Genomic DNA, 24980 nt, shown 5'->3' with positions numbered 1-24980 from the left:
CCATACTTCCGGCTGTAAACTACATTTACGGCAATTCAAGAGGCACGATCGCTTTTGGAAAAACTACTAAAAATATCCAAAATTATTGATACCTGCACCGAACGCATTGGTCGATTGACTAGTTGGCTGGTGCTAATAATGGTCATACTCGGCGTGTGGAATGTTGTCGGGCGATACCTAGGGCGAATTAGCGGTAACAACTTCACTTCCAACGCTTATATAGAAGCTCAATGGTATATTTTTGATTTAGTTTTTTTCTTGGGCGCAGGTTATGCCCTCAAGCATAACGAACACGTTCGGGTAGATATTTTTTACAGTAATTGGCAGCGCAAGCAGAAAGCACTTGCAGACTTACTGGGAACAGTATTTTTCCTGATTCCTTTTTGTATCTTGGTAATAATTTTTTCTTGGGATACTATCTTGGCTTCATGGCAAATCCGGGAAGCATCGTCCGATCCTGGTGGCTTGCCCCGCTACCCAATTAAAGCCATGATTATTGTCGCCTTTATTCTACTGATTTTCCAGGGAATTTCTCAGGCGATTAAAAACTTGGCTATTCTTCAAGGCAGACTAGAACCCCAGGAGGAAAATCATGACGCTGGCTTATGAATGGCTGGGGCCGCTGATGTTTGCTGGTGCATTGGTACTGCTATCACTGGGATATCCTGTGGCTTTTTCACTAGGTGGAGTGGCGATCGCATTTGGGATACTAGGAATTAGCTTGGGTGTATTCGACCCCATATTTCTCACCGCTATGCCACAGCGGATTTTTGGCATCATGGCGAACTACACTCTCCTAGCTATCCCTTATTTCATCTTTATGGGGGCAATGCTAGAGAAATCTGGCATCGCCGAGAGGTTGTTGGAAACGATGGGGATTTTGTTGGGACGCTTGCGTGGCGGACTAGCCTTGGCTGTGATACTAGTTGGGGCAATGCTTGCAGCAACTACTGGTGTGGTGGCGGCGACAGTAGTAGCGATGGGTTTGATTTCTCTACCGATTATGCTGCGCTATGGCTACAACAAAGAATTAGCCACTGGTGTAATTGCCGCATCGGGAACCCTAGGACAAATTATCCCGCCAAGTGTGGTTTTGGTAGTACTGGGCGATCAGTTGGGTGTATCGGTGGGCGATTTATTCATCGGTTCGGTGATTCCCGGTTTGATGATGGCTGGCGCATTTGCCTTACATGTGTTGATTGTGGCGTTTTTGAAGCCAGATATAGCACCAGCTTTACCTGCCGAGGTGCGAGAAATTGGTGGTAAAGCTTTAGGAAAGCGAGTGATTCAGGTGATGGTGCCACCTTTGATACTCATTTTATTAGTACTGGGAAGCATATTTTTTGGGATTGCTACGCCAACGGAAGCAGGTGCAGTCGGTTGCGGAGGAGCGATCGCACTTGCTTTCACTAACCGTCAACTCACGTTAGAATCTTTGCGGCAGGTTTGCGATACAACTTTGCGAATCAGCAGTATGGTAATTTTTATACTGTTCGGTTCTACAGCTTTTAGTTTAGTCTTTCGGGGATTGAATGGCGATCGCTTCATGTTAGATATTCTCTCCAATCTTCCCGGCGGTCAAGCAGGCTTTTTATTTGTCAGCATGGCAGTGGTATTCATCCTCGGCTTTTTCATCGACTTTTTTGAGATTGCTTTTATCGTCGTGCCGTTGTTTGTGCCAGTTGCCCAGCAGTTAGGTATCGATTTGGTGTGGTATGGTGTGGTGTTGGGAGCAAATTTACAAACTTCTTTTCTCACGCCTCCCTTTGGCTTTGCACTGTTTTACCTGCGCGGTGTTGCGCCGCCAGAAGTCACAACAGCAGATATCTATCGCGGTGCAGTACCATTTATTCTGCTGCAACTGTTAGTACTGGTGTTAATTATTGTCTTTCCGGGAATTGTTAGTTTTTTGCCTTCGTTGGGAAGTTGAGACGAGGCGAGAGAAGTAACCGAAATTCTACGGTAACGAGAATAACTTAGAAGCTGCTCGTTTGCTGGCTGCACCCGATGCTTCAATTAACACTGCGCCAGCATTTTTAAAAGCTTCCATCAGTTCCGCACCCGCTTTTTCTGGTGAGCCGACTCCAAATGGGGGTGAGGGATTATACTCCAGTATCAATTCTGTCAACTTGGCAGTATTTTCACCGTAAAGTATTCCTGCAATAGTCAGGGCAAAATCAATCCCAGCCGTTATGCCTCCACCTGTAACGCGGTTGCCATCTATGACCACTCTTTCTGTACTTACTTGCGCTCCCATCAATGCCAATTGTTCCCGAAATGCCCAATGAGTCGCAGCTCGATAGCCCCGCAGTAATCCGGCGGCTGCTAGAATTAAGGAACCAGTACAAACAGCAGTAACATACTGAGCTATCTTTCCCTGTTCCTGCAAAAATGCCAACACTTCGGCATCTTCCATCATTTGGACTGTGCCAAAAACTCCACCTGGTACACATAACACATCCAGTTGAGGACACTTATCAAAAGTAGTGGTTGGTAAAATTGTTAACCCGCCATTGCTGACTACAGGTTCAAGTGACTTCCACAATAGTAGGACACGAGTATTGGGCATTGAAGAAAAAACTTGGTGCGGCCCAGTGATATCTAGCTGAGTCATATCTGGGTATATGACTAGACCAATAGTGTATTTAAGCTGATTATTCATACTGCCAATTCCAAATGTTGTAGTGAATACAGTTATCCTAGAGTTGAATATTTTGGCTGGCAATTACCCAGTTGAGTACATTTTTTCTATGTTTCGTAGCTTTCAGACATTGGTGCAAAAAATAGCGATCGCCAAGAATGAACTCCAATTGCGCCTAAACTATATGGATATAGTGGGAGATTTGTTCGCTTGTCAACACTGGAGTATTTATTTGCATGACAGTTTAGGACAACGTGCGACTATTGAGATCAAAGGACTACCAGATAGCTTTCTCGATTATTACGAAACTATTGGTGCAGAAGTTGATCCGGTAATCAAGTATGTCAGCAAACATCATATCCCTGTTCATGAGCAAGTCATTTTTACTGAAGCGACTTGGAAGCAGAGTCAATTATATCAGAGTGGATGTGGCAAAATTTATGACCACGAACATATCATGACTGGGCCAATTGTTGGGCAAGGAAAACTGATTGGCACAGTTCACTTTGCCCGAACCAGTGGAACATCACCCTTCAATACAATGGATTTGATGCATCTGGGTGCAATTTGCGCTCATATTTCCGCAAAATTAGCATTTCTCCGGGCACAACCAGAATTGAGCCGATTAGAAGGCGTGACTTGTTTAACTGTGCGAGAATTGCAGATAGCTTCCTTAGTCGCAAATGGTTTAACCAATGCCGAAATTGCTAATGAACTTTGGATTAGTCAAAATACGGTCAAGCAGACTTTAAAGCGAATTTTTCGGAAGCTAGATGTATCTGCACGAGCGGAAATGGTAGCAAAATTGCAATTAACTAGCTGATAAAATGTCTGCGAATAAGTACGTCGGCGAGAAAAACAAAGCTATATAACGAAATGTAAAATCTCTGAAACTGGCTCGTAGTTGCGCTGTCTTCGCTAAAGCGCAAATACGAGCCATGATGAATTATTTGCGCTTACATACTTAAATATTAAGTTTAAATATTTGTAGATGTAACAAAATTGGCATAGCTTAATTCATTGATGCGATTCCAAGTAAAAATCTGCTGCCGAAAGCCTTTCCACTGTTCGTAGACTTGTTTGAAACTAGGGTCTTTGCTGGCATTTTCTTCAAATAACTCAAAGGATAGTTTCTGGGCTGCTTGCATAATCTCTGGGCTGTAAGGAACCAGCTTTGTACCACCTGCAAGTAATCGCGTTAGTGCTTGCCCATTCAAGGAATCGTACTGACTCAACATATTTAAGTTAGCTTCATAAGTCGCTGTCTTTAAGACTTCCTGGTATTCTTTGGGCAAACGCTTCCAAGGAGTCAGGTTAACTAATACATCTAAGGTTGGCCCTGGTTCCCACCAACCGGGATAATAGTAAAATGGAGCGGCTTTGTGTAAACCGAGTTTCTCATCATCGTAAGGGCCAACCCACTCGGCAGCATCAATTGCCCCTCTATCTAATGCTAAGTAAACTTCGCCGCCTGGTAATACTTGCACGTTGACTCCCAAACGTGACATTACTTCTCCACCTAATCCCGGAATTCGCATTTTCAAGCCTTTGAGGTCAGAAAGAGATTTGATTTCTTTTTTGAACCATCCCCCCATTTGTGCGCCGGTACTGCCAGCGGGAAAACTAATGACGTTGAAGTTGGTATAAATTTTGTGTATAGCTTCTAGTCCACCACCTTGATAAAGCCAAGCATACTGTTGTTGGGCGTTTAAACCGAAGGGTACAGCGGTGGCGAAAGCTAATCCCGGACTTTTACCGATGTAATAGTAACTGGATGTGTGACCGCATTCAACAGTGCCAGCTTGCACGGCATCTAGAACTTGCAACCCTGGTACTAACTCCCCAGCAGCAAACGGCGTAATCTTGAAACGCCCATTGGTCATTTCCTCAACTCGCTTCGCAACTGTTTCTGCACCAATAAAAGTACCTAAAGACTTGGGCCAGCTGGTTGCCATCCGCCAACGAATATTCGGCAGTCCCGTTTGTACGCTTGGGGATTTACTGCTTTGGTTACAGGAAGCTAGTGTAGCAGCAGTTGCCGTGGCGATCGCAGCAGTGTTCAGAACCTCTCGGCGTTTCATATTTGTTTGTTATTTAAATGACGGAGAATTTAGGCTGATAGAGAATATTTATCAGGTTTTTGATGAGTTTTTCCTGGAATTATCGCTAGTGAGAATTCCAGGCTTGAAAGATTCCTAGTAAAACACAGCAGAGACAGCGTAAAATAAAACATCAATTTCTGGTAGCAATGCCCTTAGCAGTACCGAATACTGCCATCAACAGAAAGTGAACTCTACGCAAACCACCACTAGTCAAGAAAAAAAGCAAAACCTTTTCTTAGTATGTGGACTCAAAAGTTTAGGTCAACATTGTATTGCAGTTTTAAAAGAATACAACGTTAAAGTTAGCGCCATTGATGATGTGCAGCCTGAATATTGGGAAGTCCCAGAAGTACCAAGCTTAATAGAAAACTTAATTATAGGAGACTGCCGTCAACCAAGTGTTTTAGAGCAGGCAGGTATACGCCAGTGCCGTTCAATACTCTTAGTGACAAGAAATGAGCGGATGAATATAGAAGCGGCGTTTGCTTCCCGACGAATGAATCCGCACGTTCGCATAATTGTACGTTCTGATAAACAAAATTTCACTGAACTTTTGTACAAAAATCTAGGCAATTTTGTTGCTTTTGAGCCTACCCATCTCTCTGCTCATGCCTTTGCTTTGGCAGCCCTCGGATCTGAAGCTATTGGATATTTCACTTTAGAGGGGCAACTGTTGCGAGTTATCGAGCATCAGGTACAACAAAAAGATTGGTGTAATGGCAAGTCAGTACATCGACTCAATTTAACGACTCGCCGCATCTTGAGTCATACACCTGTTTCATCTCAACCACCAACACAATTCTATGAGTGGAACCCAGAGGCACTTGTGCAAGCGGGAGATACACTTGTCTACATTGAGGTGGCACCAGAACTGGCTTTGTCTGAGCAATATCCAGGGAAATCTCAGCCCTTCTGGTGGGAGTGGCAACAGTTTGTTCGAGGTATAACAGCGAAAAATCTCCAGCAGCAAATAATGCGATTTTGGCAATCTTACTACCAAAGCCAAAATCAAATCCGGCGAATTGCGACAATCTATGCAATTACCGTACTCATCTTGTGGCTGATGGGAATAGTTCTTTACCGCTTGTATTATCCTCATATCTCCCTGCAAGAAGCTTTTTATGCAACAGCAGTTTTGCTTTTGGGAGGATACGGTGATTTATTTGGCGGTGTTAAGTTTACATCGCAACCACAACCCTCAGATTATATGCCGTGGTGGTTGCGATTATTCAGCCTGGGACTAACGTTGATAGGTCAAGCTTTCGTGGGAGTGTTGTATGCATTGCTGACTGATGCGCTTGTCACTTCTAGGTTGCAGTTTTTCAACAGACATCCGCCGATACCACAACGCAACCATGTAGTGTTGATTGGCTTAAATCGGTTGGGGCAGAGAGTGGCTGGTATTTTGCAAGAACTCAACCAACCATTAGTGGGAATAGATACTACCACTCTCGACCAAAGCACTTTTCCCAAGATACCCTTGATTGTTGACAATGCTAACGCAGCGCTGGCTATGGCAAATCTTTCCTATGCCAAAAGCATTGTTGTAGTCGGGGACGATCGCATGGAAAATCTAGAAATTGGTCTGATGGCTCATGCAATTAACCCCGCCATTCGCTTGATTATCCGCTCTCAAGATCGTCAATTTAGTGAGAATATAGCCCCTCTGTTTCCCTATGCCCAAGTTTTGTGTGGTGCAGCTTTGTCAGCAGAAGTTTTTGCTTGTGCTGCTTTTGGCGAAAACGTTCTGAGCTTTTTTCACTTGAATGCTGAGATAGTCATGGTGACGGAATACAAAATCGAGGAGGGTGATACTCTCAACGGGTTGCTTCTATCTCAAATAGCTCATGGCTATGGTGTCGTGCCGATTCTTTACCAAAAAGCGCGGCAACACAATTACTCGTTAATGCCTTGGGATGATGTGAAGCTGAATGCTGGCGATCGCTTGATTGTTTTAGCCGCCAGCAGTGGTTTGCAGCGAATTGAATGGGGTGAAATGCTGCCTCGCCTTTGGCAGGTACACATTGAAAAAGCTCTGACTAAAAATGCTATTGCTGATGGTGCAGAAAAAATAGCCTCGATTACGGGATGTAATTTTACTACTGCTAGGCAATGGATGAATGATTTGCCTAGAGTGTTGCCAACACCACTTTATAAACATCAAGCTCAGGGTCTTGTGCGCCAGCTAGCAAAAGTCCAAGTTTTAGCAAATACAATTTTCATTGGGCAATAACAGAAGGCAGGAGGCAGGAGGCATACAGAAGGCAGAAGGATGTCCACACCTCCTCATCTTCCCCTGCTTCCCCTGCTCTCCCTGCTCCTCTCCCTAGGGCACATTCATCCCCCGCTGGACTGCTGGACGCTGTTGCACTGTCTCAACCCAGCGTTTGAGGTTTGGGTGATTGTCTAGCGTCAAACCTTGCATTTGATAAATTGCCACCCAAGGATAAGTCGCAACGTCAGCTATGGAATAATCACCGCTGATAAATTCATTGTCTGCCAATTGTTTATCTAGTACGCCATAAATTCGGAGGGTTTCCTTTTCGTAGCGTTCGATGGCGTAGGGAATCTTTTCTGAGGCAAACTTTTTAAAGTGGTTGAGTTGTCCAAACATTGGCCCGACTCCCCCCATTTGGAACATCAGCCACTCTAGTACTTGAAAGCGCCCTTTTTGGTCAGTGGGTAGTAGTTTACCTGTCTTTTCTGCCAAGTAAATTAGAATTGCACCGGATTCAAAAACTGTAATGCCTGTCTCTTGGTCAACAATTGCCGGAATCTTACTATTAGGGTTGATGGTGATGTATTCGGGTGTGAATTGCTCTTGTTTGGTAATGTCGATTTTGTGGACGTTGTAGGGAAGTTCGACTTCTTCCAACATGATGGAAGCCTTGCGTCCGTTGGGTGTAGTGAAGGTGTAAAGGTCAATCATGCGTTAATACCCTGGAATGTTGAGGTTTTCCGAGGGTAGTGTAGCTTGAATTGAGGTATTAGAGGCGGGGGAGATGAGGGAAATGAGGAAGTAGTAGTTCGGAAAACCAGGTTTGAGGATCAAAGGTGCAACTTCGAGGATTAAAGGCGCAACGTTGAGGGTCAAAGGCGCAACTTCGAGGATTGAAGGCGCAATGCTGAGGGTCAAAGGTGCAACTTCGAGGATTAAAGGCGCAATGCTGAGGGTCAAAGACGCAATTTCGAGGATTGAAGGCGCAAGCTTGAGGTTCCAAGGCTCAATGTTGAGGCTTAAAGGTGCAAGCTTGAGCTTCCAAAGCTGAAAATTTACTATTTAGAGATGAGGACTTAGATAAAATTGTGAAAGAACGAACCGCGTTCGCGAAGCGTCTCGCAGAGAAGGACGCAAAGGACACAAAGGAATAAGAGTTGCAAAGAGTTTTTGGGTAAGTCTAGAGTAAAAATAAGGGCGTTGCTACTTCCAATGTTCGGGGCGTTGAAGATTTTCCGGTAAGATGGTTGTGCGATCGCCTATTGCCAATTCAATCTGGTGTTGCTCTAGGTTTTTGGCTTCCCTGAGGTTTGCTCCTTGCAGGTTGGCTTCCTCAAGGTTTGCTTTTTGTAGGTCAGCATCAGAGAAGTTTACCCCTTGTAGGTTGGCTTCAGAGAGGAATGCTCCTTGCAGGTTAGCTTTAAAGAGTCCTGCATTTTGCAGATCGGCTCTATAGAGATATGCTCTTTGCAGCTTTGCTTCAGAGATATTTGCTCCTTGCATTTCAGCATTATGAAAGTTTGCCCCTTCCAAGTTAGCTGAGGAGAGGAATGCTTCTTGCAAGTTAGCTGCTATGAGGAATGCCCCTTGCAACTTGGTTTCAATAAGGTCTGCTCCTTGTAGGTTGGCTGCAACAAGGTTGGCCCCTTGTAGGTTAGCTTTAAAGAGTGTTGCATTTTGCAGGTTAGCTTTATAGAGATATACTCTTTCTAGATTGGCTTCCTCAAAGTTTGCCTTTCTGATATCAATATTATGTAGATCAAGGCGCTGATTTTCTTGCTCATTCTCACACTTACGTTGTCCGATAATTGTAAGGGCTGCTTGAATATCTGTGCGTGTTTTTAATTGTTGTTCTATCTCCTCTGACTTATTACCATTTATCCAATAATTTATTAACGGTTTTGCATTCTCTGCCTTTTCTTTGTATTTTTTCAAAGGCGCATTCTCTCGCACAAAAGCCGTGAGGATTTCCATGATTGTCCAGTGGTCTTTTGGGGAATCTTTGGCAATTCGTTCTAGAGTATAAATTGCGCCTAATCGTACTTCAATCTTGTCACTTCCAAGCTGTTCGATTGCTTTAGCAAAGCGTTCTGTTATTTGCTTGTCTTCTGCTATTTCGGCATTTTTCAGTGCAGCCTCAGCATTTTTCAAAGCAGCTTTAGCACTTTCACTGGCAGCTAAAGCACTCTTATCCATTGCTTCCGAACGCTTGGCTGCATAGTAAGCATTAATTATTCCTGCAAATCCAGCAAAAATAACTCCAGTAGTTGTTAAGGCTGGAGTACCGTATTTGAACCTTTGCTCTGTTGATAAACCCTCAAGATTCAAGAATGCTAAGAAAACACCAGCTATGAAGAGAAGAAATATAACTGCTAGACCGATCAACCAATTCTTGAGTGTGTCTGTGTTGTTATCAGACATAAATTTAGATTATCCCTCATCTCCGTAACAGTTCTGGAGACTTCGGTAAAAACTATAGCATTTTGTGAAACTGGTAGAATGCGCCCAAATAACTAATATCAAGTCCAGATAATCACTTATGATTCAAATCTCTCCGCGTCCCCGCGTCTCCGTGTCAGCAGTCACTCAACTAGACTGCCGCCAATGTATTGGTGCTTCGATATAATCAGGGAGGCGAGTGGTGCGATCGCCAAGTGCTACTCTAATCTGTTGTGATTCTAGGTTTTTCGCTCCTGTCAAAACTGCGCCTTCGAGTTTGACATCACAGAGATTAGCATCACAGAAGTTAGCTCCTATGAGGTTAGCACTTGAAAGGTCAGCTTGATAAAGGATTGCCCTATTCAAATTAGCTCCCATCAAATTTGCTTTATGCAAGTCGGCTTCCGTCAAGCTGGCTTCGCTAAGGTTGGCAAAAAATACTTCTGTATGATGCAATTTGGCAGCATTAAGATTTGCCCCAGTCAGGTTAGCGGCATTTAGATTTGCTCCAGTCAGGTTAGCTCCTATCAAACCTGAAAGATGCAAGTTAGCTTTACCAAGTTTTGCTCCTTGCAGGTTAGCTAGAAATAGTTTAGTTCCTGAGAGGTTGGCAACTTTTAGAGTCGCTTGTTGCAAGTTGGCTTTATAAAGGTTTGCCCCTTGCAAATTTGCTGCACGCAGACTTGCACCATAAAGGTTGGCTGCACGCAGGTTAGCCCCAGAAAGGTTAGCTCGATTGAGGTTTGCCCAACAAAGTTTTGCTCCCCGCAAGTTGGCTTTAAGCAAGTTGGCTTCATAGAGAGCAGAACGAACTAGTTTTGCGCCCTCAAGGTCTGCACCGTAAAGGTCACAGCTACGTAGGTCTGCCTCACAAAGGTCACAGCCACGTAAATCTGCCCGTTGGAGGTTAGCTCCTAGCAAGTCCGCTCGCCTGATGTCTGTATTACGTAAATCCAGTTTCTGAGTTTCTTGTTCTATCTCGGAATTGCGCCGCCCGATAACAGTCAAGGCTGCTTGAATATCCCGGCGAATTTTTGGGGATGCTTCATAAACGTTCGTTTCTGGCAGCTGCGTCAGCTGCTCTCTGGTTCTTTGTCTGCTCCAGTATTTTGGCTGTAAGTCTTCCTCCTTTTGTTGAGCCTCATCACGGATAGGAGCATTCTCTCGTACAAAAGCTGTGAGGATTTCCATAATTGTCCAGTGTTCTTGGGGAAAATCCTGTGAGATTCTTTCTAAAACATAAATTGCACTTGTTCGGGTTTCAATTCTTTCATGTCCCAACTGGGTAATTGCTGCCATCAAGCGTTCTGTCACCAGTCTGTCTTGATGGAGCTTAGCGTTTTCAATGCTCACTTCAATGTTTTTTTCAGCAGCAAGCCTCCATTGGAGAAGCTCCGTTAACGCATTTTTCTGCATAGCTTCCGCACGCTTGGCTGCATAGTAAGCATTCGTCATTACTGCCAATCCTAAAAAAACGATGGCAGTAGCTATTAATGCTTGATTTCTATATTGCATTTGTTGCGGAATTGGTAATCCTTTAATATCAGATGATGCGAAAACAATTAGAGTCAGTGCGAGAGCAAATATGACTGTTATAGCTATTAGCCAAGGTAAGAGAGTGTCTGTCTTTTTAGCAGACATATCAGTAATATTCCTCACAACACAGAATTATTACCTAGAGGTTTGGAATGTTTAGTATATCATTTAGCTAAAAATTTGAATATGTGTCTCCAGCATTAGTTGATATGTCTTTTTTTAAGAAAATGGTATTAAATGTTATAGTAATTAACACTATTATGTAGTAATAAAAATTATGCAGTTATGCGATCGCTTTTAGCCTCGGTGAAGTGATGCCACTATCTTTAAAAGTAGCTAGTACAGCACGGGGTAAATAACTAGCTTGAAAATGGGTGTGAAGGTGTAAGGGAAAGACATTTTCATGCTTGGTTATGAAATTTTTTTTTCATTGGGACTGCCTCCTTAAGCGCCTGTAGAGAATTTGGCTTCTCGGAGGTTAGCCCCATCTAGTATGGCCTCATTAAGATTTGCCCCATGCAGATTGGCTAAATATAAGCTTGCTCTATGCAGGTTAGCACCAGAAAGATTAGCCTTAGAGAGATTAGCTGCACTGAGAATTGCCCCAGATAAGTTAGCGCCAGAGAGGTTAGCGCCAGAGAGATTAGCTGCACTGAGAATTGCCCCAGATAAGTTAGCACCAGAGAGGTTAGCCCCAGAAAGATTAACTTGATAGAGGTTTGTCAGTTCTAGGTTAGCCTCATTCAAGTTTGCACCTCTTAGGTTATTGTGACTCAAATCAAGTTGTTCATTTTCCATGTCTTGCTGAACATCTCTTCTACCAATCACAGTAAGGGCTACTTGAATATCTGTACAAATTGTTAGTGATGGCTGGCTTTTGACCTCCTCTTGACTTACGCTAAGAGTATGATTTCGCACAAAATTTGTCAGTATTTCCATGATTTTCCAGTGATGTTCTGGATAACTATGAGCTAATCGCTCTAAATCATAGATTGCAGCCAGCCTGTTATCAATTTTTGGATTATTTAAATCCTCTATTGCCACTCTCAAGCATTGCTTAAGTGCCTGATGTGAATTATTTTGCAATTTTTCTTTGTTAAAAACTATCCCAGGTATGATGTTTATAATTGGTACTTGATTTGTGATTAACTGTCTTTTCGCTGAGTAGTAAGCATTAATAATGGCGGTTAACATAACCAACAAGATTTTGAATTATCGGTGGTGTAGCTATTGTCTACGCATTTACAAAGTTTGCCATTAGTAAATTTAATGATTATTTAAGCCAAGCAATAAGGAAATATCACTATTAATTTAGCTAATAAAAATCGGTTTTGAGGCTAATTGTAACCATCAGTATGCTAGTACAAATTTATAACTATTACCGAGCAACAAGACATCTAAAATCCCAGTCATTGACAAATCGCAATAGTTGTTTAGTTTGGATATTACGCGAGCAAAAATTAATAGAGTCATTTTATAAACAGGATGTTGATAATGGTATGTATAAACTGATAAGCTAAAGATAATATTTGACTGTATGGTAAATAACAAACTATAAAAAAATAGTAAAACTAAAAGATTAAAATATTTTTAATTTTAAATTGTTTAGTCAGGTTGATAGATGCAGCAATACTCCCAGCCAATAGTCAAAGACTTAGTGCTGATTGGTGGTGGTCACAGCCATGCCATTGTGCTAAGAATGTTTGGGATGCAACCCTTGTCTGGAGTCCGGTTGACACTGATTACCCCAGCTTCAGATACACCCTACTCAGGAATGCTACCAGGACACATTGCTGGATTTTACAGCCACGATGAATGCCACATTGACTTACGAAGATTGACTAATTTTGCTCAAGCACAGTTATATATTGACCAAGTAGTTGATTTGGATTTAAACAACCACAAAGTAATTTGTGCTAATCGTCCTGCCGTAGATTTTGATGTCCTGTCTATTGATATTGGCAGCACTCCAGCGACAATATCTATACCGGGTGCAGCAGAATATGCGATCGCAGCTAAACCAGTATCAAAATTATTACAACATTGGTATGATTTACTGACAGAAGTAGCCAAAAATCCCCAAGAAGCGATTTGCATTGGAATTGTGGGTGGCGGTGCTGGTGGCGTAGAATTGGCTTTAACAATGCAAACTCATCTACATCAGATTTTGCATCAAAATCAACAGCCAATTAAAAATTTAGAAATTCATTTATTCCAACGTCACGAGGAACTGATGCCTCATTATCATCAGTCAGTGCAGCGTTTAGTTAAGCAAATTTTAACTAAGCGCGGTATCAAATTGCATCTGGGAGAAACTGTGTGTGAAATTGCACCACAGTATCAAGAAATATTGGAGATTAAATGTGAATCTGGATTGACAAGAAACTGTCATAAAATTTTTTGGGTAACGCAAGCATCTGCACCCCAGTGGTTAAAAAAAACCGGATTGGGAACTGACGAGAAAGGCTTTATTTTAGTAAAAGATACTTTACAATCTCAAACGCACCCGGAAGTATTTGCAGCAGGTGACATTGCCACAATGGTGAATTATCCTCGTCCCAAAGCTGGGGTGTTTGCTGTACGGCAAGGGAAACCGTTATTTGAGAACTTACAACGGTTTTTATTAGGTAAGTCGCTGAAACCTTACAAACCACAGCAACAATATTTAAGTTTAATTGGTACAGGGGATAAAAGAGCGATCGCCACACGCGGTGCTTTCACCTTAGCACCTCACCAATTATTGTGGCGTTGGAAAGATTGGATTGACCGCCGCTTCATGGAACGCTTCAGCGAGGGACTGGGGACTAGTGACTGGGGACTAGGGATTAGGAAAGAGTTTTCCCAACATCCAATATCCAATACCCAGTACCCAGTACCCAGTACCCAATCCCCATTGATGCGTTGTGCTGGATGTGGTTCTAAGGTTGGCAGTACTGTTTTAGAAAAAGTGCTATCTCGCATTCAGCAAGAACAGCCAATTGCCAAAGATAGAGAAGATATCATCATTGGTTTGGATGCACCGGATGATGCAGCAGTGGTACAAATACCAACAGACCAGTTGCTGGTGCAGACAATTGATTATTTTCGCACTTTAATTAACGACCCGTATATATTTGGGCAAATTAGCGCTAATCATTGCTTGAGTGATATTTTTGCCATGGGGGCAACTCCTCAAAGTGTACTAGCGATCGCTACCATTCCCTACGCTGCACCAGCCAAAGTTGAAGAAACTCTTTACCAATTATTGTCTGGTGCTGTCAAAGTCCTCAACCAAGCCCAAGCACCGCTAATTGGCGGACACACCAGCGAAGGAACAGAACTGGCATTTGGCTTGGCTTGCAACGGTCTGGCTTATCCCAACAAGTTATTACGCAAAAGCGGAATGCAACCCGGACAAGTGTTGATTTTAACCAAAGCATTGGGAACCGGAATTTTATTTGCTGCCGAAATGCGTCGTCTAGCTAAAGGTCATTGGATTGATAATGCTGTAGAGTCAATGCTGTTATCAAATCAAGCTGCGGCGGCTTGTTTGTTGCAACATGGCGCAACTGCTTGCACAGATGTTACGGGTTTTGGGTTGCTGGGACACTTAATGGAAATGGTGCAAGCCTCTCATGTTGCAGTTGAGTTACAACTTGCAGGTATTCCGGTGTTAGCAGGGGCCATTGAAACAGCACAAAAAGGAATTTTTAGCTCGCTTCAACCAGAAAACTTACAGGCATCGCGTTACATTCAAAATCGCTTGCAAGTTGCATCTCACCTTAATTATCCCCTATTATTCGACCCGCAAACCGCTGGCGGTCTTTTAGCTTCCATCCCAGAAGAACAAGCTAACCATTGTTTAGCCGCACTCCAAGCCTTGGGGTATGAGCATAGTTGCTTAATTGGTTGCATCACGCCGCCAGTAATGACACAACCAATTACTTTGATTGATAAGTAGGTAGACATACCCTGGTTCTACCTAGCAATGGTAAAATCATCGCCGACTACAATAATTTGTATTGACAAACACTTTGAATATTTTCCATCGCATGTTCAAATAAAAATGATTTAATAAAATTCTTGCGAAAGTGTATACAGCCTCCTGTGGTTCAGAGATAGCGGCCAAGGCTATTAACTTTTGCGTGATTTCTAATCACTACATAATTATTGACCAATGAAAACTACTTTTACTCGTACAACAGTATTATTATCTACTTGCGTGCTGCTAGCAGCCTGTGGTGGTGGCACAAATTCTGCAAATAATAGCCAAAATAATACTACAAGTAACTCTGCAACTAACACCACAGCAACGACGGGGACATCAGGTGCTATTCCCATAGGTATTGCTGTTGCACAAAGTAGCAACGTCGCTTTACTCGGTCAAGAAGAAGTTGCTGGAGCAAAAATTGCCGAGAAGTATTTTAATGATAAGGGTGGTATTAATGGAACTCCAATTAAATTGGTGTTTCAAGATACTAGCGGCGATGAAGCAGGAGCAATAAATGCTTTTCAAACTTTAATTAATAAAGATAAAGTTGTTGGAATTGTCGGCCCAACTTTGTCACAGCAAGCTTTTAGTGCTGACCCGATTGCCGAACGTGCTAAAGTACCGGTTATTGGCCCATCAAATACAGCCAAGGGAATACCTGAAATAGGTGATTACGTTGCTCGTGTGTCTGCACCAGTTTCTGTAGTTGCTCCCAACTCTGTGAAAGCTGCGCTAAAGCAGAATCCTAACATCAAAAAAGTTGCTGTTTTCTACGCTCAAAATGATGCTTTCAGTAAGTCAGAAACTGATATTTTTCAGAAAATAGTTAAGGATCAAGGTTTGGAATTGGTAACAGTACAAAAGTTCCAAACCAGTGATACAGATTTTCAAAGCCAAGCAACTAATGCTATTAACCTCAAACCAGATTTAGTAATTATTTCTGGTTTGGCTGCTGATGGTGGTAACTTAGTGCGACAACTGCGGGAATTAGGTTATAAAGGCTTAATTATTGGTGGTAATGGTTTGAATACATCGAATATATTTCCAGTTTGTAAAGCATTGTGTGATGGTGTGTTGATTGCTCAAGCTTACAGTCCAGAACATCCAGGTGAGATTAACGCTGCATTTCGCAAAGCCTATAATGACCAATACAAAAAAGAACCACCTCAATTTAGTGCCCAAACTTTTGCAGCAATACAAGTATATGTTGAAGCTCTTCAAGCTATAGATAAAAAGAGCAAAGCCAACAAATTACAATTGCCACAGCTAAGAACTGAATTAAACAAGCAGCTACTAACTGGGAAATACAATACGCCGTTAGGTGAAATTAGTTTTACCCCATTAGGCGAGATAGTACAAAAAGATTTTTATGTAGCTCAAATCAAGATAGAAAAAGACGGAAACAAGAGCAAATTTGCATTTATTAAGTAGTTACTACATGGATATAAGTCTGTTTGTACAACAATTGCTGAACGGGTTATCCATAGGTAGCGTCTATGCGATTTTTGCTTTGGGTTATACCTTAGTCTATTCTATTTTGGGCATCATTAATTTAGCTCATGGTGCAATTTTTACCCTAGGTGCATATTTCACTTATGCACTTATGGGTGGTACTTTTGGATTTAACGGCTTGTTGGCTAATTTAACGCTGCCCATACAATTACCATTTGCGATCGCTTTACTTTTAGGAAGTACCTTGGCAGGATTGGTAGGAATCGCGATGGAACGTATTGCTTTTCAACCCTTACGCCGTCAAGGATCTGACCCCTTGCTGACGGTTGTTTCTAGCTTGGGAGTAGCAGTGGTAATTGTCAACTTAATTCAGTATTTAGTAGGCGCAGAAAGTTACACATTTCCCGCAGACACTTACGGTAATTTACCGCCTGCGATTAACTTTGGTAGTGTAGAAAAACCGATTCCTATTCGCAGCGTACAGGTAGTAATTTTTACTGTTTCATTAGTGTTTGTGGGAATTATTACTTACTTTATTAATCGTACTAAATATGGTAAAGCAATGCAGGCGATCGCAGAAGACCCCACTACCGCTAGTTTATTAGGAATTAACTGCGATCGCTTTATTGTATTAACCTTTTTCATCAGCAGTTTTTTAGCGGGGTTGGCGGGGACTTTGGTAGCCTCTAGTGTCAGCATTGCTGGCCCGTATTTTGGTATTGCCTTTGGTTTACGGGGTTTGGCTGTGATTGTCTTGGGTGGTTTAGGTAGTATTCCTGGTGCAGTTTTAGGAGGTTTACTAATTGGCTTAGTAGAAGCGTTTGTTCCATCTGAATATTCTGGTTATAAAGACGCTGTAGCCTTTGGAATTTTGTTTATCATGCTATTAGTTAGACCCCAAGGTTTGCTAGGGCGTAGGTTTATTCAGAAAGTGTAGCGAGAGTAAATTAGGAAACTCCTGACTTAAAACATGGCTGAATTTTTCTCTACTTACGGTTCATTAATCGTCTCTATGGTATTAGGAGCGTTGCTAGGACTATCGCTTTATTTACCACTAATGACAGGACAACTGTCTTTAGCTAGCCCTGGATTTTATGCTTTAGGTGGGTACATTGCAGCAATTCTATCTACACAAATTTTTACATCAAGCACTGGTTTATTTCCGATTCAATTTTTATTATTAGAAATGTTAATTGCTGGGGTAGTTTCTGGTTTATTGGGTGTAGCAGTGGGAATTCCAGCGTTACGATTGCGAGGAATTTATTTAGCGATCGCTACTATTGCTTTTGTAGAAGTTCTACGAGTCATCTCGCTCAATCTGGAAATTACAGGCGGTGCTGTCGGAATTTTTGGTATTCCTCAACCCTTCCAAACACCAATTGAATATTTATGGATTGCTTTGCCATTACTAATAGTTAGTATGGTGTTATTTTACCGTTTAGAACGCATTCGTGTAGGTAGGGCGTTTATAGCTATTCGTGAAGATGAATTAGCAGCGGGAGCAATGGGAATTGACCCCACTTACTATAAAGTTATGGCGTTTACACTTGGAGCAATTCTCGCAGGGATTGTCGGTGCAATTAGCGCCCACTTTCTCAATACATGGAATGCTCGTCAAGGTACTTTTGATGCGAGTATTATCTACTTAACTTTTGTATTAATTGGCGGTTCCAGAACTTTTTTAGGTTCTGTAGTAGGTGGTATGGTATTTACAGCCTTACCAGAAGTTTTACGCGGACTAGCAGATACAGGCGGTTTACCTAATTGGTTAGCACAATTCTTACGTGATGGTCGATTAATTATTTTTGGCTTGCTTATAGTTGTAGGAACAATCTTTTTTCCTCAAGGTTTGGTAACTCCAGATATTTTTAAAATAGGTAAAATTAGAAATAAATAAAATGAGAAACTGCAAAATTAATATGCGAAAATTAGAAAATGTCGGATATCAACCCAGCATATAACAATAATATTCTTTTAGAAGCAAAATCCCTGACTCGCCGCTTTGGGGGTTTAGTTGCAGTAAATAATGTATCTTTTGCAGTCAATAAACATGAGATTTTCGGATTGATTGGCCCTAACGGTGCTGGCAAAACGACACTTTTTAATTTAATCACAGCCTTCATTCCACCTTCAAGTGGAGAACTACTTTATCAAGGTGCAGAAATTTCTCGACTGCGCGCCCATCAAATAGCTGAATTAGGTATAGCTCGTACCTTTCAAAATATTCGCCTGTTTGGTGAATTATCGGCATTAGAAAATGTCATAATTGGGCGACATTTGCACAATAAAAGTAGCATAATAACAGGAGTTTTGGGATTACCACCAGCTCTGAAAGAAGAATACAAAAATAGACGTAAAGCTTTAGAATTATTGGATTTGATGGGTTTAAGAGAACGCATAGAAGAAAAAGCAAAAAACTTCTCTTACGGCGATCAACGTCGTTTGGAAATTGCCCGCGCCTTAGCTTTAGAACCGCAAATCTTACTTCTCGATGAACCTGCTGCCGGTATGAATCCCAACGAAAAACAACAACTCAGTACATTTATTCGCAATCTTCGCGATCGCTTCAACTTGACTATCATCCTGATTGAGCATCATGTACCATTGGTAATGGGATTATGCGATCGCATTGCTGTTTTAGATTTTGGTCAATTAATTGCCTTGGGTGAACCAGCTGTTGTCAGAAATAATCCGGCTGTAATTGAAGCTTATTTAGGCAATGAATAATAACTAAGATGAGAATATATTTTATTAGTAGCGTATGAGTGAAATTATTTTTTTGGTTGAAGAAGACCCAGACGGTGGCTACACTGCAAGAGCGCTTGGTGAGTCTATTTTCACACAAGCGGATGACTTGAAAACGTTGCGAGAAATGGTAAGAGATTCAGTTCAATGTCATTATCTCGATAAGCAGAGTCGTCCCAAACTTATCCGCTTGCACATAGTTAGAGATGAAGTAATTGCCTTGTGAAACTGCCCAGAAATTTATCTTGTGAAGACCTCATTAAAGCACTTGCTCAACTGGGTTACGAAACAACTCGCCAGACTGGTAGCCACGTTCGTCTGACAACTCAAGAAAATGGAGAACATCACCTCACAATTCCTGCTCGCGATCCAATCAAGGTAGGAACTCTCAATGCTATTCTTCGAGATATCGCTAATCACTTTGATTTAGAGCGTGAAGAATTACTCAATCGCCTCTTCTAGTGTTGGCATTATCTTATCTTGTCACAATGCGATCGCACTGATTTGGGACTTTATATTGATGTATATTAAGCTTTGTCTCACAATTCAATATATCTAGATGTGAATAGCCAATGAACGCTCATGAACAACCAAATTTTACAATCTTAGAAATTCAAAACCTTGATGTTAATTATGGTGGCATTCAAGCTCTGAAAAAAATTAATTTAACTATTCAAAAAGGTGAAGTAGTTACTTTAATTGGTGCTAATGGTGCAGGTAAAACTACTACACTCCGCGCTATCTCTAAAATAGTTAATCCTAAAAGTGGTGAAATTATTTATAGCGGACGTAATATTACCCGTCGTCAAGTACACGAAGTTGTCAAACTTGGTATTGCCCATTGTCCAGAAGGACGAAGAGTATTAGCAAAGCAAACAGTTTTTGATAACTTACTATTAGGTGCTTATATTCGCTCCAACCAAGCAGAGATTAAAGCAGATATTCAACGTCAATTTGAACAATTTCCTCGTTTGGCACAAAGACGGAATCAACTAGCAGGAACCCTCAGCGGTGGCGAACAGCAAATGTTAGCGATCGCTCGGGCTTTAATGAGTAGACCACAACTGTTACTTTTAGATGAGCCTAGCTTGGGTTTAGCACCTGCGATCGTTCGGGAAATCTTCTCCATTATTGAAAATCTCCGTGCAACAGGCGTTACTATTCTACTAGTTGAACAAAATGCTAACCTTGCCCTACAAATTGCCGATCGCGGATATGTTTTAGAAGCTGGTTCTATCACTTTAACAGGTGCAGCATCAGAATTAATTAGTGATGAGCGAGTTAAAAAAGCCTATTTGGGATAATTAGTTAAAATAAGACTTAAGAGGTGCAAATATATGGTAAATTCACCAACTAAACCCATAAGTTTAGAAGAGTTTTTAAAACTACCAGAAACCAAGCCAGCAAGTGAATATATCAACGGTGAAATTATTCAAAAACCAATGCCTCAAGGAAAACACAGCATACTTCAGGGTGAGTTAGTCAGTAGTATAAATGCTATAACTAAGCCTCAAAGAGTGGCTATTGCCTTTCCAGAATTGCGGTGTACCTTTGGTGGACGTTCGATTGTACCCGATGTTGCTGTATTTGCTTGGGAGCGAATTCCCCTAGATGAACGTGGAGAGGTGGCAAATATCTTTAAAACTCACCCAGACTGGACAATTGAAATTCTCTCACCCGATCAAAACCAAACTAAAGTAACTGGAAATATTTTGCATTGCTTAAACCAGGGTAGCCGTTTAGGTTGGTTAATCGATCCAGATGAGCGTTCTGTTTTAGTTTATCCACCAAAGCAGCAACCATAACTTTTAGAAGAAGAACAAGAAATATTACCAGTTCCCAATTTAGTTAGCGGTCTGCAATTAAGTGTAGGGCAACTATTTGAATGGTTGAAGATATAAATTTATGAGAATTTGTAATGCCTAAACAAGCTATTTCACATCAGATTTAAGTCTTTAGCTAAACAGGCTTCGAGGAAAACCCAATAAATTTTCCAAATAGGTTAAATTATTATAAAGTATTACAGAAATTGTCATATTATATTTGCAGCCCTCTTTTTTGGGTGTCTATCTTTGTGTAAATGCGAATTCTGTTCGCCTGAATATTTAAACTTATGAGTCAAATAGTCTGGATCGCAAGACATGCCAACCGCCTCGACTTTGTCAACCCCGATTGGTTTCTTACCGCAGAACGACGCTACGATCCACCGCTGTCTGATGATGGAATAACTCAGGCACAGCAGTTAGCCAAACGCTTGAAACGAGAAAAGATTGCTCACATTTTTGCTTCCCCCTTCTTGCGAACTGTGCAAACAGCAAACGCAGTCGCCCAAGTGGTAGATTTGCCCATTAAACTCGAAACAGGCTTGAGTGAATGGCTAAATCCAGCGTGGATGACAGAAGAACCAGAAAGACTTTCAATTCCAGCCTTAGCAGAATTATTTTCTAGAATTGACATCAGCTATACACCACGCATTGCCGCCAAATATCCCGAAACTCGCGAAAAAGTATGGGAACGTTCCGGGCAAACAGCTAGATGCCTAGCTGCTGAATTCTTCCCAGAAAATATCCTTTTGGTAGGACACGGTGTATCCGTGGTGGGTGGGACAATAGGGCTTGTAGGTGAAATTGCGAAAACTGAAGTCAAGGCTTCCCTGTGTTCTCTAGTAAAAGTGGTACTTCAAGGGCCAGAATGGTTACTAGAACTAAAAGGAGATACTTCCCATTTAACCCAGGTTGAGGAAGTAATTCGATTTGCTTAAATGACTTCCGCTAGCCTCAGTACATTCTCCAAAAATCACTAAATTAGCGATAAGTTTTATGACTTTGTTACTAGCAGGAGATATCGGCGGCACGAAAACTATTTTGCGATTGGTTGAAACATTAGACTCGTCAGAGTTACATACTATTTTTGAGGAAAGTTACCACAGTGGAGATTTTCTCGATTTAGTACCGATGGTGCAGCAGTTTTTGGTTAAAGCTAACACACTAACTCCCCAAAAAGCTTGTTTTGCGATCGCTGGGCCAGTAGTGAACAATACTGCCAAGCTGACTAATTTGGTATGGTTCCTGGATACCGAACGCCTCCAACAAGAATTGGGCATTGCATCTATATCTCTAATCAATGACTTTGCTGCTGTGGGCTATGGCATTTTCGGTTTACAACCACAAGATTTGCTGACTTTGCAAGCTGGTAAACTTAAACCGGAAGCGCCCATTGCTATTATTGGTGCTGGTACTGGCTTAGGACAGGGATTTTTAATTAAGCAGGGAGATCGTTATCAAGTCTTTCCTTCAGAAGGCGGACACGCCGACTTTGCCCCCCGTAACGAGTTAGAGTTTCAGCTATTAAGATACCTGCTAGATAAACATGATATCCAGCGTATTTCAGTAGAACGAGTAGTTTCTGGGCTGGGAATTGTGGCAATTTATCAATTTTTGCGCGATCGCAAACTAGCCACAGAATCACCAGAAATCGCCCAAATTATCAGAAGCTGGGAACAAGAAGCCGGAAAGCCGGAGAAAAGTGTCGATCCGGGTGCGGCTATTGGTAAAGCTGCACTGCAAGGAAGCGATCGCCTTTCAGAACAAACCTTGCAATTATTTATAGACGCTTACGGTGCAGAAGCTGGCAATCTGGCCCTAAAACTCTTACCTTACGGTGGCTTATACATTGCTGGAGGCATTGCCCCCAAAATACTGCCCTTAATCCAAAACAGCAGTTTCCTGTTAAGCTTCACCCAAAAAGGCAGGATGCGTCCTCTCCTAGAAGAGATACCCGTGTATATAATTCTCAATCCCCAAGTGGGGCTAATAGGTGCTGCTTTATGTGCTGCTAGGTTATAACAACTAGCATCATCAGTAATAGTTGCATCTTAAAAGGCAAAAAATATGACAATCATACGTCTGTTGCCATTCATCGCCACCGCTTTAATTTGTGGGGGTTCTGTCATAGTTGAAGCGCGTCAACCCAAACAACCAGTTTCTCAGCAGAAACCAACCACTGCTAAACCCGCACAGCCCAAATGGAAGTTATTCACTGCCCCAGACGGGCGTTTTACTATTTTGATGCCAGGAACGCCCAATAGAAATACTCAAGCTCAAAAAACCTACATGGGGGAAATTAACTTAGAAACATTCATCGTTCAACCACTAAAGCAGGAAGTTGCATATATAGTTGCTTATAATGACTTTCCATACAGTTACGGTGAAATAACTAACCCCCAAGCAATACTAAACGATGCACGGGATATGGCTTTAAAGACTACGAAAAGTAATTTAATTCGTCAGCGAAGCATTCGTAGTTTAAATGGTCATCCTGGCAAAGAAATTGAGTACATTAATGCTGGGGGTAAAATCACTAAAAGCCGCATGTATGTTGCCGAAGGGCGACTATATCAAGTAATGGCAATAACTACTAAAAAGCAGCAAAAGACTTTAGCAAAAACTATTACGGGGTATTTAAATTCCTTTCAAGTAGTTTTGAAAAAGTAAAATAATCTACCCGCCTTGGAATGAAATCCAAGGCTAATAGCTTTATCACTGCTTGCTTGGCAGCAGTGAGCTGTCTGGTTTTGCCACTCGCAGTTCGTGTTCGGGATAGCTTTCAACAAACGTATCTACCTCTTGTAGACGTTCTGGAAGTGGCTCATAATCTCTACCATAGCTCTGAAATCGAAATCCTAGTGCATACAGCTTCTGCACTTTCTTCCACTGCTCATCATCACTGCGCTTTGGGGTTTTAAACGCACGTTCCATTAAATAAACTGCCTTACCGCATTCTGGACAAATGCGTTCTTTCTCGCAATCTTTTTGGTAAGTTAACTTGAAACTTTTCTGACAACTAAAGCAGGCGTGAGCAACTAGATATGGGTAGGAATAATACGTTGTAATTGGTGAATCTGTTGTGATTTGACGATTTCCAATATCCCGCCGAATTTCCATGCGACGATTTTTTTCTTCCTTTCGTGACATGACCAGTTTGGATTGTCTTTACAGATATATTTTATTTCCCTTCTCCCAAAACTGGGAAAAGGGAATAGAAGGAGTGAGGGTAGTTAGCCCATCATTCAGTACTTAACAAACATGCTCTCACAGGCAAGGATTAACCTAGGTCAAACAGCAAGATTTCTGCGCCGATGTTGGTGCTAATTTCCAGTTGTTCTTCACCACTGATTTGCACGCCATCGCCTGCTCTAAGTTCTTCACCATTCAAGGTTGCAATACCTTGAGCTATTTGTAACCAGGCATAACGATTAGGCTTAACGTGGTAATTAACAACATCACCATCTTCTAAAACAGAAGTGTATAAATCAACATCTTGGTGAATTGTCACAGCACCATCGCGCCCATCTTTGGCAGCAATTAAACATAGTTTGCCACGCTTTTCTTCTAAGGGAAAAGCTTTCTGTTCGTATCTGGGTGTCAAGCCTTGTTCGTCAGGTAAAATCCAGATTTGCAGCAAGTGGAGGGCTTCAGTTGGTGAGGGATTAAATTCGCTGTGGGCAATGCCAGTACCAGCACTCATAATCTGTGCGTCACCAGGACGAATCACTGACCCTGTACCCAAGCTATCTTTATGCTCTACTGCACCCTCTAAGACATAGGTAAGAATTTCCATGTCGCGATGACCATGGGTAGGAAATCCAGCACCTGGGGCGATGCGATCGTCGTTGATTACCCGCAGCGAGCGAAATCCCATGCGGTTAGGATCGTAAAAACTACCAAAGGAAAATGTGTGGTAACTATCGAGCCAGCCCATCTGAGCATGACCGCGAGCATTTCTATCATGAATTAGGTAGTTAATCGTATTTTGAGACATAAGTTTACCTCGCTAACTCTCAAGTCTTTTTGTTGGCAACTAAAAAACAAAATATGG

General features: G+C 41.9%; 24 protein-coding genes and 1 pseudogene. 16 read left to right on the top strand and 9 right to left on the bottom strand.

Going from position 1 to position 24980, the window contains the following annotated elements:
- Positions 1–54 precede the first annotated feature (54 nt).
- Positions 55–609, top strand: a complete 555-nt coding sequence (locus RMY31_RS17145; RefSeq protein WP_322656635.1) for a TRAP transporter small permease subunit — start codon at positions 55–57, stop codon at positions 607–609.
- A complete protein-coding gene (locus RMY31_RS17140) occupies positions 593–1930 on the top strand; it encodes a TRAP transporter large permease subunit (protein WP_322656634.1) in 1338 nt (445 codons plus the stop codon). The genes RMY31_RS17145 and RMY31_RS17140 overlap by 17 nt, the downstream gene beginning before the upstream one ends.
- 27 nt (positions 1931–1957) lie before the next feature.
- On the opposite strand, the gene RMY31_RS17135 is transcribed toward RMY31_RS17140, so the two are convergent.
- Positions 1958–2662 (bottom strand): DJ-1/PfpI family protein, encoded by a 705-nt coding sequence (locus RMY31_RS17135; RefSeq protein ID WP_322656633.1) that lies wholly within the window; start codon positions 2660–2662, stop codon positions 1958–1960.
- Positions 2663–2684: 22 nt separating this feature from the next.
- Here RMY31_RS17135 and RMY31_RS17130 point away from each other — a divergent pair, with 22 nt between their 5' ends.
- The gene (locus tag RMY31_RS17130; RefSeq protein ID WP_409878029.1) at positions 2685–3464 is read left to right on the top strand and encodes a LuxR C-terminal-related transcriptional regulator; all 780 of its coding nucleotides are present in this window, start codon (positions 2685–2687) and stop codon (positions 3462–3464) included.
- A gap of 154 nt (positions 3465–3618) precedes the next feature.
- On the opposite strand, the gene RMY31_RS17125 is transcribed toward RMY31_RS17130, so the two are convergent.
- Positions 3619–4722: a TRAP transporter substrate-binding protein gene (locus RMY31_RS17125; RefSeq protein ID WP_322656632.1), complete on the bottom strand. Its 1104-nt coding sequence runs from the start codon at positions 4720–4722 to the stop codon at positions 3619–3621.
- Positions 4723–4927: 205 nt separating this feature from the next.
- Between RMY31_RS17125 and RMY31_RS17120 the strand changes: the two genes are divergently transcribed.
- Positions 4928–6976 carry a potassium channel family protein gene (locus RMY31_RS17120; RefSeq protein ID WP_322656631.1) on the top strand — a complete coding sequence of 683 codons (2049 nt, stop codon included), beginning with the start codon at positions 4928–4930 and terminating at the stop codon, positions 6974–6976.
- Positions 6977–7069: 93 nt separating this feature from the next.
- On the opposite strand, the gene RMY31_RS17115 is transcribed toward RMY31_RS17120, so the two are convergent.
- From RMY31_RS17115 to RMY31_RS17095, 5 genes are all read right to left on the bottom strand, one after another.
- On the bottom strand, positions 7070–7672 hold the full coding sequence (locus RMY31_RS17115; RefSeq protein ID WP_322656630.1) for a glutathione S-transferase family protein: 603 nt from the start codon (positions 7670–7672) through the stop codon (positions 7070–7072).
- A 3-nt stretch (positions 7673–7675) separates the two neighbouring features.
- On the bottom strand, positions 7676–7921 hold the full coding sequence (locus tag RMY31_RS17110; RefSeq protein WP_322656629.1) for a hypothetical protein: 246 nt from the start codon (positions 7919–7921) through the stop codon (positions 7676–7678).
- A gap of 243 nt (positions 7922–8164) precedes the next feature.
- Positions 8165–9382: a pentapeptide repeat-containing protein gene (locus RMY31_RS17105; RefSeq protein ID WP_322656628.1), complete on the bottom strand. Its 1218-nt coding sequence runs from the start codon at positions 9380–9382 to the stop codon at positions 8165–8167.
- 165 nt (positions 9383–9547) lie between these two features.
- A complete protein-coding gene (locus RMY31_RS17100) occupies positions 9548–11041 on the bottom strand; it encodes a pentapeptide repeat-containing protein (protein ID WP_322656627.1) in 1494 nt (497 codons plus the stop codon).
- A 339-nt stretch (positions 11042–11380) separates the two neighbouring features.
- Positions 11381–12130, bottom strand: coding sequence for a pentapeptide repeat-containing protein (locus tag RMY31_RS17095; protein ID WP_322656626.1), 750 nt, complete (start codon positions 12128–12130; stop codon positions 11381–11383).
- 427 nt (positions 12131–12557) lie between these two features.
- On the opposite strand from RMY31_RS17095, the gene selD reads away from it, so the two are divergent.
- The 12 genes and pseudogenes from selD (at position 12558) to RMY31_RS17035 (ending at position 23596) form a co-directional block, all read left to right on the top strand.
- Positions 12558–14876, top strand: coding sequence for a selenide, water dikinase SelD (gene selD, locus RMY31_RS17090; RefSeq protein ID WP_322656624.1), 2319 nt, complete (start codon positions 12558–12560; stop codon positions 14874–14876).
- A 216-nt stretch (positions 14877–15092) separates the two neighbouring features.
- A complete protein-coding gene (locus RMY31_RS17085; RefSeq protein ID WP_322656623.1) occupies positions 15093–16337 on the top strand; it encodes an ABC transporter substrate-binding protein in 1245 nt (414 codons plus the stop codon).
- 7 nt (positions 16338–16344) lie between these two features.
- Positions 16345–17295: a branched-chain amino acid ABC transporter permease gene (locus RMY31_RS17080; protein WP_322656622.1), complete on the top strand. Its 951-nt coding sequence runs from the start codon at positions 16345–16347 to the stop codon at positions 17293–17295.
- Between the two features lie 33 nt (positions 17296–17328).
- Positions 17329–18255, top strand: coding sequence for a branched-chain amino acid ABC transporter permease (locus RMY31_RS17075; RefSeq protein ID WP_322656621.1), 927 nt, complete (start codon positions 17329–17331; stop codon positions 18253–18255).
- A gap of 38 nt (positions 18256–18293) precedes the next feature.
- A complete protein-coding gene (locus RMY31_RS17070; protein WP_322656620.1) occupies positions 18294–19085 on the top strand; it encodes an ABC transporter ATP-binding protein in 792 nt (263 codons plus the stop codon).
- A gap of 34 nt (positions 19086–19119) precedes the next feature.
- Positions 19120–19329 (top strand): 2-oxoisovalerate dehydrogenase, encoded by a 210-nt coding sequence (locus RMY31_RS17065; protein ID WP_322656619.1) that lies wholly within the window; start codon positions 19120–19122, stop codon positions 19327–19329.
- Positions 19326–19565, top strand: coding sequence for a type II toxin-antitoxin system HicA family toxin (locus RMY31_RS17060; protein ID WP_322656618.1), 240 nt, complete (start codon positions 19326–19328; stop codon positions 19563–19565). The genes RMY31_RS17065 and RMY31_RS17060 overlap by 4 nt, the downstream gene beginning before the upstream one ends.
- Positions 19566–19675: 110 nt before the next feature.
- Entirely contained in the window at positions 19676–20407 is a 732-nt protein-coding gene (locus RMY31_RS17055) for an ABC transporter ATP-binding protein (protein ID WP_322656617.1), read from the top strand.
- Between the two features lie 33 nt (positions 20408–20440).
- Positions 20441–21004, top strand: a pseudogene (locus tag RMY31_RS17050) (Uma2 family endonuclease).
- Positions 21005–21216: 212 nt separating this feature from the next.
- Positions 21217–21864 carry a histidine phosphatase family protein gene (locus RMY31_RS17045; protein ID WP_322656616.1) on the top strand — a complete coding sequence of 216 codons (648 nt, stop codon included), beginning with the start codon at positions 21217–21219 and terminating at the stop codon, positions 21862–21864.
- A gap of 58 nt (positions 21865–21922) precedes the next feature.
- Complete coding sequence (locus tag RMY31_RS17040) at positions 21923–22948, top strand: glucokinase (RefSeq protein ID WP_322656615.1); 1026 nt, start codon at positions 21923–21925, stop codon at positions 22946–22948.
- Between the two features lie 45 nt (positions 22949–22993).
- Complete coding sequence (locus RMY31_RS17035; protein ID WP_322656614.1) at positions 22994–23596, top strand: hypothetical protein; 603 nt, start codon at positions 22994–22996, stop codon at positions 23594–23596.
- A gap of 45 nt (positions 23597–23641) precedes the next feature.
- Here RMY31_RS17035 and RMY31_RS17030 read toward each other — a convergent pair whose 3' ends face one another.
- The gene (locus RMY31_RS17030; RefSeq protein ID WP_322656613.1) at positions 23642–24076 is read right to left on the bottom strand and encodes a hypothetical protein; all 435 of its coding nucleotides are present in this window, start codon (positions 24074–24076) and stop codon (positions 23642–23644) included.
- A gap of 130 nt (positions 24077–24206) precedes the next feature.
- Complete coding sequence (locus RMY31_RS17025; RefSeq protein ID WP_322656612.1) at positions 24207–24923, bottom strand: pirin family protein; 717 nt, start codon at positions 24921–24923, stop codon at positions 24207–24209.
- Positions 24924–24980 lie beyond the last annotated feature (57 nt).

This window comes from Dendronalium sp. ChiSLP03b (assembly GCF_034531165.2).
In the GTDB taxonomy this organism is placed as follows: domain Bacteria; phylum Cyanobacteriota; class Cyanobacteriia; order Cyanobacteriales; family Nostocaceae; genus Dendronalium; species Dendronalium minutum.
The sequence above is the reverse complement of the archived record's forward strand: the minus strand, read 5'-3'. Positions and strand labels throughout refer to the sequence as shown.